The organism is Natronospira sp. (genome assembly GCF_007134575.1).
GTDB lineage: Bacteria > Pseudomonadota > Gammaproteobacteria > Natronospirales > Natronospiraceae > Natronospira > Natronospira elongata.
In genome coordinates, this window is record NZ_SLKM01000148.1 from 21,242 (window position 1) to 32,253 (window position 11,012).

Below are 11,012 nucleotides of genomic sequence, written 5' to 3' on the forward strand. Positions count from 1 at the left end.
TGGCCTTCCCTTACGCCCGGCGGGGGTGGGTGGTAATATCCGCCCGCCATGAAGAAGCGTACTGACTATCATTTCGAGCTTCCCGAAGCGCTGATCGCCCAGACACCGCTGGCGGAGCGGTCGGCCAGCCGTCTGTTGTGCCTGGATGGTGCCACCGGCCGGCTTGCTGACCGGCAATTCCGTCAATTGCCCCAGCTCCTGGAGCCCGGTGATCTGCTGGTCTTCAATGACACGCGGGTGGTACCCGCACGCCTTCACGGCCGAAAGGAAACGGGTGGTCGCGTGGAAGTGATGGTGGAGCGGGTGATTGGTCCGCGTCACTGTCTGGCCCATGTGCGTGCCAGCAAGACGCCTGGGCCGGGTACGCGCATCCAGGTGGGGGATACGCATTGGCTGACGGTGGTCGGGCGTGAGGAGGGTCTGTTCGAGCTGAGTCTGGCCGCAGGCAGCCTCACCGAGCTGATGGATGCCCAGGGGCATATGCCGCTTCCACCCTATATTCGCCGCGAGGACGGCGCCGATGACCGGACTCGCTACCAGACCGTGTATGCCCGCGAACCCGGGGCGGTGGCCGCGCCCACTGCCGGTCTCCATTTCGATGATGCGGTAATGAGCGCCCTGGCCGAACGGGGTATCGCTCAGGCGCGCGTCACTCTGCATGTGGGCGCCGGCACTTTCCAGCCAGTGAGGGTCGATGACCTGGATCAGCATCGCATGCACAGCGAGTGGCTGCGGGTGGATGCGGACTGTTGTCGCCAGATCGCCGAGACCCGGGCCCGTGGCGGACGGGTTGTCGCCGTGGGCACCACCGCCGTGCGCTCCCTGGAGACTGCGGCCGCAGGTGGGGAGCTGGAGCCCTTTGAGGGCGAGACGCGGCTGTTCATCCGTCCCGGTTATCGCTTTCGGGTGGTGGATCGACTGATTACCAATTTTCACCTGCCGGAGTCGACCCTCCTGATGCTGGTCTGCGCCTTTGCCGGTTACGAGCAGACCCTGGCGGCCTATCGCCACGCGGTTGAGCAGGCGTATCGTTTTTTTAGCTATGGCGATGCGATGTTGATTGATCCTGCTCCGGGGGCCCGGCAGACAAGGAGAGAGGCGTGAAATTCGAACTATTCAGCCGTGAGGGCAGGGCGCGGGCCGGCCGCCTGCGATTTGAGCGGGGCGAGATCGACACCCCGGCATTCATGCCGGTGGGGACCTATGGCACCGTCAAGGCCATGCTGCCCGAGGAGCTCCGGGATCTCGGTGCCCAGATCATTCTGGGTAATACCTTTCACCTGATGCTGCGCCCCGGGACCGAGATCATCAGCCGACACGGGGATCTGCATGACTTCATGAACTGGCAGGGGCCGATTCTCACCGATTCCGGGGGCTTTCAGGTCTTCAGCCTGGCCGAGCGACGCAAGATTACCGAGGCCGGGGTGGAGTTCGCCTCGCCCGTGGACGGGGCGCGGGTTTTCCTGGGCCCGGAAGAATCCATGCAGGTGCAGCGGGAGTTGGGCTCGGACATCGTCATGATCTTTGACGAGTGCACGCCTTATCCCGCCAGTGAGGAACAGGCCCGGGAGTCCATGGAGCTGTCGCTGCGCTGGGCCCGGCGCTCCAGGACCGCCCACGGCGACAACCCCGCCGCCCTCTTCGGTATCGTGCAGGGCGGCATGTATCCGGATTTGCGGGCCCGTTCCCTGGAAGGTCTGCTGGAGATCGGCTTTGACGGCTACGCCGTCGGCGGACTGTCGGTGGGGGAGACCAAGGAGGAACGGGACCGGGTGCTGGATGCCCTGGACCCGCTGTTGCCGGCGGACCGGCCCCGCTATCTCATGGGTGTGGGCACCCCCGAAGACCTGGTGGAGTGCGTGCGTCGGGGTATCGACATGTTTGACTGCGTCATGCCGACCCGCAATGCCCGTACCGGTTTCCTGTTCACCCACGAGGGCATCGTCAAGATTCGCAATGCCCGTCATCGGGATGATATCGGGCCGCTGGATCCGGAATGCGGCTGCTATACCTGCCGCCATTACAGCCGGGCCTACCTCCGCCACCTGGATAAATGCGGTGAGGTGCTCTCCGCCCGGCTCAATACCATCCACAATCTGCACTACTACCAGAAACTGATGCAGGGAATGCGGGAAGCGATCAAGTCTGGTACCTTTGGGGATTTTGTCGCGGACTTCTACGAGAAGCGGGGGAAAACCGTGCCGCCGTTGCGGGAGAATCCCGTCTGACTGGCGAAAAATTCCCTAATTTTCAAGTGACTTAATCGAGGATTCAAACATGGATTTCTTCATTGCCAGTGCCTATGCCCAAGAGGCGGGCGCCGCCGAGGGCAACCCCTGGGTCAGCCTGATGTTCATGGGCCTGATCATTGTGCTTTTCTATTTTCTGCTAATCCGTCCCCAGACCAAGCGCCAGAAGGAACACCGCCAGATGGTGGACGGTCTCAAGGAAGGCGATGAGGTGGTGACCCAGGGCGGCATCCTCGGCAAGATCGAGAAGGTCGACGACCAGTTTGTGACCCTCAATGTGGGTGGCGGCCAGAAGCTGTATATCCAGCGCCACGCCGTGGGCTCACTGGTGCCCAACGGGACTTTTGAAGACAAGTAATGCGGCCTCGGTCGCCGATGCGGACAGCAAGCCATGATCAATAAATTTCCCGCCTGGAAAAATCTGCTCGTCGTCGTCGTGCTGGCGGTGGGCTGCGCCCTGGCCATGCCCAATCTGTTTGGCGAGGATCCCTCGGTTCAGGTTTCCGGCACCGACCGGGCCGAACTCAACGAGCAGGCCGTAGAGCGCATCCTCTCCATCCTGGAAGAATACGATGAGCCCATGCCTCATCGCTATGGCATGGAGGAAGGCCAGCTTGTGCTGCGCTTTGCCAACAGCGATGAGCAGGATCGGGTTCAGCTCAGACTTCGTGCCGAGCTGGGCCGGGATTTCGTCGTCGCGGTTCATCAGGCGCCGGCCATGCCGGACTGGATGCGGGAGCTGGGGTTCAAGACGCTGAACCTGGGCCTGGATTTGCGTGGTGGTGTGCACTTCCTCTTGCAGGTGGACATGGACGCAGTCCGTGAGCAGGAGGTGGAACGTGTGGACGGCAATGTCCGCAACCTGCTTCGAGATGCCCGTCTGCGCTTCACGGGCACGGAGCACGAGGATCAGGGCGTCGTGGTGCGGCTGCGGGACGCCGGGGAACGTGAGTCGGCCATCCGCCGCATCCGCAGTGAATTCCCCGAGCTGGAAGTCACGGCAATGGATGCGGAAGACGCCATCCGCGTCCGCATCAGTGACGATGAGTTGGAAGAGGCCAAGCGCAACGCCCTGGAGCAGAACCGGACCACCCTGAGAAATCGTGTGGACGAACTGGGTGTGGCGGAGCCCCTGGTGCAGCGCCAGAACCCGGATCGCATCGTGGTTCAATTGCCGGGTGTCCAGGACACCACCCGAGCCAAGGACATCCTGGGGGCCACGGCCCAGCTGGAATTCCGTCTGGTGGACGAGGACAACGATCCCTATCTTGCCCAGGAAACCGGGCGTGTGCCGGTGGGCTCGCGGTTGTATCAGCATCGCGATGGCTTCCCCGTATTGGCCAAGCGCGATGTCATCGCCACGGGTGATCAGCTGACCGGCGCCAGTTCCGGCTTCGACACGGAAACGGGTGCGCCCCAGGTCAATGTGACCCTTGATTCCCAGGGTGGTCGCCGCATGACGGATGTGACCCGCCAGAACGTGGGGCGTGGCATGGCGGTGGTCTTCCGGGAGCGAGTCACCGAGACCCGCATCGAGAACGGCGAGGAAGTCCGCGAAAGCACCGAGGTGGAAGAGATCATCAGTATCGCCACCATCCAGACCACCCTGGGCAGCCGCTTCCGCATCACCAATCTGGAAAGCAGCGAGATGGCCCGCAATCTGGCACTGTTGCTCCGGGCCGGTGCCCTCGCTGCACCGGTGGATATCATCGAGGAGCGCACCGTGGGCGCCAGCCTCGGGGCCGATAACATCCAGGCCGGGATCATGGCCATCAGCTTCGGTTTCCTGCTGGTGGTTCTGTTCATGCTGATCTACTACAAGGTCTTCGGTCTGGTGGCCAACCTCGCCCTGTTCTTCAACCTGGTCATGGTGGTGGGGCTGCTATCTGCCTTGCAGGCCACCCTGACCCTGCCGGGCATCGCCGGGATCGTGCTGACCGTGGGCATGGCGGTGGACGCCAATGTGCTGATCTTCGAGCGAATACGAGAGGAGATCAAAGCGGGTAATACACCCCAGGCGGCGATCCACGCCGGTTACGAGAAGGCCTTCTCGACCATTGCCGATGCCAACATCACCACCCTGATTGCGGCGGTGGTCTTGTTCAGCTTCGGCACCGGCCCCATTGCAGGTTTCGCCGTGACACTGTCGCTGGGCATCATCTGCTCCATGTTCACTGCCATTCTGGGCACCCGCGCCGTGATCAATCTGATTTACGGCGGCCGGAAAGTGCAGTCGCTCGCCATTTAGAGGTCAGTCATGGATATCATCAAGAAAGACACAAAGATCGATTTCGTTGGCCGTGGCAAGCGCATACCCGCATTGGTGCTCTCGGCTGTGCTGATCCTGCTGTCCATTGGGGCGCTGGCCACCAAGGGGCTGAATTTCGGCATCGATTTCACCGGCGGCTTCGTCGTTGAGGTGGGTTATCCCGAGGCCAAGGACGTTGCCACTGTTCGGGAAACCCTGGTGGCTGCCGGCTACGAGGAAGTCGTGGTCACCACCTTCGGTACCGAACGGGAGATCCTCATTCGTCTGGGACCGGAAGCCGGGGGCGTGGATGATCCGCAGGCCGATGATGCCGTGGAGGCTCAGGCCATGGTCAGTGATCATGTCCTTTCGGTGCTGCGGGATCAGAACCCGGAAGTGGATATGCGCCGGGTGGAGTTCGTTGGGCCTCAGGTGGGTGCCGAGCTGGTGGAGCAGGGTGCGCTGGCGGTACTGTTTGCCCTCATTGGCATCCTGATCTATGTCGCCTTCCGCTTCCAGTACAAGATGGCGCCGGGCGCCATTGCCTGTCTGGTTCATGATGTCATTATCGTGCTCGGCATCTTTTCCGTGACCCAGATCCAGTTTGATCTCAGCGTGCTGGCGGCCATCCTGGCGGTGATTGGCTACTCGCTCAATGACACCATCGTGCTCTTCGACCGCGTGCGAGAGAACTTCCCCAAGATGCGCAAGGCCGATGCGGTTGATGTGGTCAACCGTTCCGTCAACCAAATGCTCTCACGGACCGTGGTGACCAGTGGTACCACCCTGCTGGTATTGCTCTCACTGCTCAATTTCGGCGGCGAGGTGATCTATGGCTTTGCCCTGGCCCTGACTGTCGGCGTGATCGTGGGTACTTACTCATCCATTTACATCGCCGGTACGACCCTGATTGTCACCAATCTCAATCGCGAGGATCTCCTGCCGCCCAAGAAGGAAGGCGAGGATCACGAGAACACGGAAAGCGTGCCCTTCCAGCCGTGAAGACAAGTACCGAGTACTGAGTTCTGAGTACGAAGTGCAAAGAAAAAAAGCCCGGTTCCGCCAGGAACCGGGCTTTTTTCACTCAGCACTCAGCACTCAGCACTACTTTTTCATCTCCGCCGGCAGATGCGGTTGAATCAAGCGGCCGAGGGCGGCAAAGACCTTGGGATTGCCGGCGAGGATGTGGCCGGTCTTGAGGTAATCCGTACCGCCGGAGAGGGTGCCGACAATGCCACCCGCCTCGCGGATGAGCAGGGCGCCGGCGGCCATGTCCCAGGGCTTCAGGCCCATTTCCCAGAAGCCGTCGATGCGCCCGGCTGCAAGCCAGGCCAGGTCGATGGCGGCGGCCCCGGGCCGGCGGATGCCCGCGGTTTTCTCGACCACGGCGCGGAACATGGCCATGTACTCGTCCAGATAGCGGTGGTCGGTGAAGGGGAATCCGGTGCCGATCAGGGCGCCGTTCAGATCCTTGCGCCCGGAGACACGAATCCGCCGGTCATCCAGGAAGGCCCCCGAGCCGCGGCTGGCGGTGAACAGTTCCTGTCGGATGGGATCGTAGATGACCCCGTGCTCCAGCCGACCCTTGTACTGGTGAGCAATGGAGACAGCAAAAACCGGCAGTCCGTGGAGGTAGTTGGTGGTCCCGTCCAGGGGATCGATGATCCAGACATGGTCCGAATCACCTTCCTGGCCTCGCTCTTCGGCGAGAAAGGCATGGTCCCGATGGTGACGGCGGATGCTGTTGATGATGATCTCTTCCGCCTCATGGTCCACTTCGCTGACGAAGTCATTGCGCTTCTTGCTGGCCACGTTCAGGGAATCCCGGTCCGCCATCCGGCGGATGATCTGGTCGCCAGCGCTGCGAGCGGCACGGACGGCAATATTCAGAAACGGGTGCATGGGCTCCCGGCCTCCATCTTGGACTTGTTGATACCCCAGATCGGACGGCTTGCTGGGGTCAGGAAGCCGGGTAGGATACCATAGGCCGCGCCGCCATCCCGGTATTCCCGTCGCTGAGAGGAAAAGACGCTTGCAATTGAATACGCGCATCGTACTGGTGGGAACCACGCATCCCGGCAATATCGGTTCGGCCGCCCGGGCCATGAAAACCATGGGCCTGCACGATCTGGTGCTGGTCTCGCCCCGCCATCCCCCGGATGATGAGGCCCGCGCCCGGGCCTCCGGTGCCGACGATGTGCTTGCCGGGGCCCGCATAGTGGACAGCCTGGACGAGGCCATTGCCGATTGCGAGCTTGTCGTGGGCGCAAGTGCCCGCACCCGGCGCCTCGGCGCGGAGCCGGTGGGGCCTCGGGAGGCGGTGAATCAGGTCATGGCCCTGCCCGACGGGGCCAGGGCCGCGCTGCTGTTTGGCCGTGAGCGGACCGGACTGACCAATGAGGAGCTGGACCGCTGCCATCGCCTGCTGCATATCCCGGCCAATCCGGACTACAGTTCACTGAATATTGCCGCGGCGGTTCAGGTGATGTGCTACGAATTGCGCATGGCTGCCATTGACGGCGCCTTGCCGGAAACGGGCGGTCGCAATCAGCCCTACGCCACGGCCGGGGAGCTGGAGCAGCTCTACGACCACTTCGAGCAGGTCTTGCTGGAGATTGGCTTTCTGGACCCGAACAATCCCCGTCAGTTGATGCGCCGCATCCGCCGCTTCTTTGCCCGCGCCACGCCTGACCGCAACGAGGTCAATATTTTCCGCGGCATCCTCAGCGCCGTCGAAGGCCGCGGCTCCGCGCCTCGTCGGCGGCGGGATCGGGAGTAGGCTTTTGGGAGTTGGTGTTTGTTCGGGTTGCTTCGGCGGCTGGCTTCGATTGGGTTAGTGCCCTTCGATGTCGGTGACGGGTGGCGTTCCGGCCTAGGTGGCGACAGGCCTTTCCAAGAACGCCGTTAATACATCCATGTAGGCTCTGGGTTCGCCCGGAAGGCTGCGCATTCCTGCTCCGCCTCCCGGTCCAGTCCGCACATCCCTTTGCGGGCGTTCGGCAAGCTGCGATGGTCCACCGGACCATCGGTCTTGCCTCACCCTGGCTCACACAGTTTTGGAAAGGCCTGTCGCCACCTAGGCCTACCGTTGGTTGAGGTCACCTCGGCCGTGCTCGCTGAGGATGCTTTCAAAGGGATGAGCTGATTGCCTTCGATTTGGCCGCTGAAATCGCGGATATATTCGCGATCAAAAGCCTCCGGATGGCACCAAGGCATAAGACTGAACCAATCCCTCCGCTAGCACGGCCCAGGTGATCACCACCCAAGGTAGGCTCCGGACCGGGTGGGTTTGCTCATGTCTGAACTCTTCACGCCGTCTCGAAATAACGCCGAACGTAGGTTTCGAAATCCACGTCATCCTCGGCTTCTCGCCGGGCCTGAGCCGCCAGGGACTCTTCCGCCAAGCGTGTCAGCTCCGCCTCCCGTTCGCGGCTCAAGGGCTGTGCCAGGTGATGTTCCATGGCCTGGCGGCTGAGACGGTGGGCATAGTCGAAAAAGCCCTCCCCATGTTCACGCATCTCCCGCAGCATCCTCGCTGACGGGGTCAGATCGGGGTTGGCCAGCTTGTCTTGCTGGGCCTTGAGCGCCGCCTGGTATCGGCCCTGTCCGTGATTGGCATCCAGCAGCTCACAGACCCCGATCATGCCGTCCAGAATCTCCCGGGTCCATTCGCTCAGGCGCACCGCTTGACCATCCCGGAGCAGCTCCAGCCCCGGTTGGCGACCCCGGCAGGCCACTCGCTGCTGGTTGACGTCGATCTCTCGTTCTTCTTCCTCGCTCAGCGGTGGGCTCTCCTGCAGTAGGCAATAGATCAGAAAGGCCTCCACGAAACGGAGCTGGCTCTCGTCTACTCCCAAAGGGTCGAAGGCACTCACGTCCAGGGCACGGACCTCGATATATTCCACCCCTCGTTCACGCAAGGCCGTCACCGGCCGTTCCCCGGGCCGGGCATTCTGCTTGGGCCGGATGAAGGAGTAGTATTCGTTCTCGATCTGCAGCAGGTTGCAATTGAGCTGCCGCCATTGCCCATTGTCCTTGGTGCCGACCCGCTCGTATTCCGGGTCCGGGGTTCGTGTGGCCCGCTCAAGCGAGCGGGTGTAGCTCTCCAGGTCGCTGTAGGGAATGCCCAGTCCGGCCTGGTTCTTGTTCTTGTAACCGATGTCGCTCATCCGCAGCGCGGTGCCCCAGGGTTCGAACAGGGTGTGGTCGTCGAACTCCTCGAAGTGACTGCTGCGGCCTTGCAGGAAAGACTTGCACACCGCCGGTGAGGCACCGAACAGGAAGGGGATCAGCCAGCCGGAGCGCTGGAAGTTGCGGATCAGACCGAAATAATAGATGTCACGATGGTTCCGCAAGACCCCGGCATCATCGGAGTTGGCAAAAAGCTGCCAGAATCGCTGTGGCAGAGAGAAGTTGTAGTGCACGCCCGAGATCACCTGCATCGCCCGCCCGTAGCGATAGGCCAGACCCCGCCGATAGACATGGCGCATCCATCCACCGTTCGAACGGCCGTACTCGGCAATGGGGATGCCCTCATCACCGCCGATGGCGCAGGGCATGCTGGTGGCCCACAGCATCTCTTCCTGGCGGGCCAGGACGCGGGCGGTGAAGCTGTGCAAATCCTGAAGATGGGCCAGGGTTTCGCTGACATCCGCAAACGGGGGCGTGACGAATTCCAGCAGAGCCTCGCTGTAGTCCGTGGTAATGTAGGGGTGGGTAAGCGCGGCACCCAGGGAATTCGGGTGGGGAGACAGCGCGATCCGGCCCTCGCCGGTGACACGGAGGCTTTCCTTTTCTATCCCGTGACGGCCATTTCGCAGGCAGCTGATGCAGCCTTGTTTTCGCAGGCGGGACAGGCGTTTCTCGACGCGATCAGGCACCACGGTCTCCTCGGTAGCGGGCTTAGGGGCCTGCAATGATCGGGCGCGCGAAACGGGCCGTCAAGCGCCGACGGACGGCGACCGTGGGAGTGTTGACCCACTTGTCGGGATTTTCGTCCCGCCCGTTGAGGCAGGTGCTGAAAACCGCTGGCCATTGAATAGAGTAGGTCTCATGAAACAAAACGGCTTTACATTGCTGGAACTGATTATCACCGTGGCAGTGGCGGCGACCGTGATTGCCCTGGCGACGCCCAGCTTTATCGCCATGGTCCAGAATAATCGCGTCACAGCGCAGGTCAACGACTTCGTTACCGCCGTGACCATGGCCCGTTCCGAGGCCATTCGCCGCGGTGGGCTTGTGACCCTCTGCCGCAGTACCGACGAAGATACCTGTGCAGGCAGTGGCAATGACTGGGCCAGCGGCTGGATCCTGATCGAAGGCGAGCCAGGCGATTATGGCAATGTGTTGCGGGTCTGGTCGGCGCCGACCGGTGAGCCCAACATGATCGAAGATGACGGGAAGAGCCTTGTAACCTTTCTCGGTAATGGCGCGGTCACTGATAGCCTGAATATCGAGCATCGGATCCCAAATTGTACGGGGGACCAGGTCAGGCAAATCCGGCTCAATCGCACCGGCCGGACCAGCGTTACGCGCGAGGAGTGCAATCCATGAATCTTTGCGTCGCATTCCGTGATCGAGTCTCCTCTCGCAAGGAAGAAGGCTTCAGCATGCTGGAGATTCTCATCTCCCTGCTGATATTGAGTATCGGCCTGTTGGGTTTGGCAAGCCTGCAGGTAGTCGGTCTGCAGAACAACCACAGCGCCTACCTGCGTTCCCAGGCCACGATCTTGAGCTACGAGATTGTCGATTCCATGCGAGCGAATCGTCAGGCAGCTCTTGAGGGTGCCTACAATATCGACAGCTATGGCGATCCGCCGGGCGGGCATTCCAATCAGGCGGTGGAGATGGATCTGCAGGATTGGTGGACCAATCTCCGCAATGCCTTGCCGGATGGGCAGGCCCGGGTCAGGGTGGATGGCCAGGGCAATGTGATCGTCCGGGTTCGCTGGTTGGATGAACGCCGGCCGGAGGATGTAGATGGCGAGCAGGACTGGACAGCGGAAGATCAGAGGCGGGAATTCCGTTATGCGACGCAACTCTAGAGCAATCAAACCGCGCACCTTGCGTAGCCAAGCCGGCCTGACCCTGGTTGAGCTGATGATCGCGGTGGCTATCGGCACCATATTGATGATTGGCGTGATCCAGCTGTTCTCGGGCATGCGGGGTGCCTATACCCTCAACGAGAGTATGTCTCGCGTTCAGGAAAGTGGCCGCTTCGCAATCGATTATATGACGAGTGATCTGCGGATGGCCGGCCACATGGGGTGCATGTCGAATCCCGAACGCATCGATTTTTATTCGCATATCGATGGCGAAGACGATTTTTTCACCCGGTTCATGCAGGGAATCGAAGGTTTTGAGGCAGTGGGGACCGGGCCGGGAGACAATCTCCCGATTACGGCCCTGACGCCCGAGACGCCAAACGATGGTGATCAGTGGTCTCCAGCCTTGCCCTCCGTCCTGGCGGGTCAGGTCGTTGAAGGAAGCGACGTGCTCGTTGTCCGCTATATGTC

The 11,012-nt window shown here is 61.7% G+C and carries 11 protein-coding genes; 9 read left to right on the forward strand and 2 right to left on the reverse strand.

The annotated features are described in order from the left end of the window. The first annotated feature begins 48 nt into the window (after window positions 1-48). Genes queA through secF form a run of 5 tightly spaced genes read left to right on the forward strand, consistent with a single transcriptional unit; the run spans window position 49 to window position 5,499 of the window. Window positions 49-1,104 (forward strand): tRNA preQ1(34) S-adenosylmethionine ribosyltransferase-isomerase QueA, encoded by a 1,056-nt coding sequence (gene queA / locus ACJWXQ_RS05955; RefSeq protein WP_346050195.1) that lies wholly within the window; start codon window positions 49-51, stop codon window positions 1,102-1,104. Continuing rightward, window positions 1,101-2,228: a tRNA guanosine(34) transglycosylase Tgt gene (tgt, locus tag ACJWXQ_RS05960; RefSeq protein WP_346050193.1), complete on the forward strand. Its 1,128-nt coding sequence runs from the start codon at window positions 1,101-1,103 to the stop codon at window positions 2,226-2,228. Before queA ends, tgt begins: the two co-directional genes overlap by 4 nt. Before the next feature lie 49 nt (window positions 2,229-2,277). Continuing rightward, on the forward strand, window positions 2,278-2,607 hold the full coding sequence (gene yajC, locus ACJWXQ_RS05965) for a preprotein translocase subunit YajC (protein ID WP_346050191.1): 330 nt from the start codon (window positions 2,278-2,280) through the stop codon (window positions 2,605-2,607). Window positions 2,608-2,640: 33 nt separating this feature from the next. Next, entirely contained in the window at window positions 2,641-4,497 is a 1,857-nt protein-coding gene (gene secD / locus ACJWXQ_RS05970) for a protein translocase subunit SecD (protein ID WP_346050189.1), read from the forward strand. 9 nt (window positions 4,498-4,506) lie between these two features. After that, complete coding sequence (gene secF, locus ACJWXQ_RS05975) at window positions 4,507-5,499, forward strand: protein translocase subunit SecF (RefSeq protein WP_346050187.1); 993 nt, start codon at window positions 4,507-4,509, stop codon at window positions 5,497-5,499. Window positions 5,500-5,601: 102 nt separating this feature from the next. Here secF and ACJWXQ_RS05980 read toward each other — a convergent pair whose 3' ends face one another. Continuing rightward, the gene (locus ACJWXQ_RS05980; RefSeq protein WP_346050185.1) at window positions 5,602-6,399 is read right to left on the reverse strand and encodes an inositol monophosphatase family protein; all 798 of its coding nucleotides are present in this window, start codon (window positions 6,397-6,399) and stop codon (window positions 5,602-5,604) included. A gap of 130 nt (window positions 6,400-6,529) precedes the next feature. Here ACJWXQ_RS05980 and ACJWXQ_RS05985 point away from each other — a divergent pair, with 130 nt between their 5' ends. Further along, entirely contained in the window at window positions 6,530-7,276 is a 747-nt protein-coding gene (locus ACJWXQ_RS05985; protein ID WP_346050183.1) for an RNA methyltransferase, read from the forward strand. A 529-nt stretch (window positions 7,277-7,805) separates the two neighbouring features. On the opposite strand, the gene gshA is transcribed toward ACJWXQ_RS05985, so the two are convergent. Beyond that, window positions 7,806-9,377: a glutamate--cysteine ligase gene (gene gshA, locus ACJWXQ_RS05990; RefSeq protein ID WP_406672361.1), complete on the reverse strand. Its 1,572-nt coding sequence runs from the start codon at window positions 9,375-9,377 to the stop codon at window positions 7,806-7,808. A gap of 172 nt (window positions 9,378-9,549) precedes the next feature. Here gshA and ACJWXQ_RS05995 point away from each other — a divergent pair, with 172 nt between their 5' ends. The 3 genes from ACJWXQ_RS05995 to ACJWXQ_RS06005 all read left to right on the forward strand — a co-directional run. After that, window positions 9,550-10,050 carry a GspH/FimT family pseudopilin gene (locus ACJWXQ_RS05995; protein WP_346050180.1) on the forward strand — a complete coding sequence of 167 codons (501 nt, stop codon included), beginning with the start codon at window positions 9,550-9,552 and terminating at the stop codon, window positions 10,048-10,050. Continuing rightward, window positions 10,047-10,541, forward strand: coding sequence for a type IV pilus modification protein PilV (gene pilV, locus ACJWXQ_RS06000; RefSeq protein WP_346050178.1), 495 nt, complete (start codon window positions 10,047-10,049; stop codon window positions 10,539-10,541). The genes ACJWXQ_RS05995 and pilV overlap by 4 nt, the downstream gene beginning before the upstream one ends. Next, on the forward strand, window positions 10,525-11,012 hold a 488-nt coding region (locus ACJWXQ_RS06005), incomplete at its 3' end, for a PilW family protein (RefSeq protein WP_406672362.1). The genes pilV and ACJWXQ_RS06005, both read left to right, overlap by 17 nt.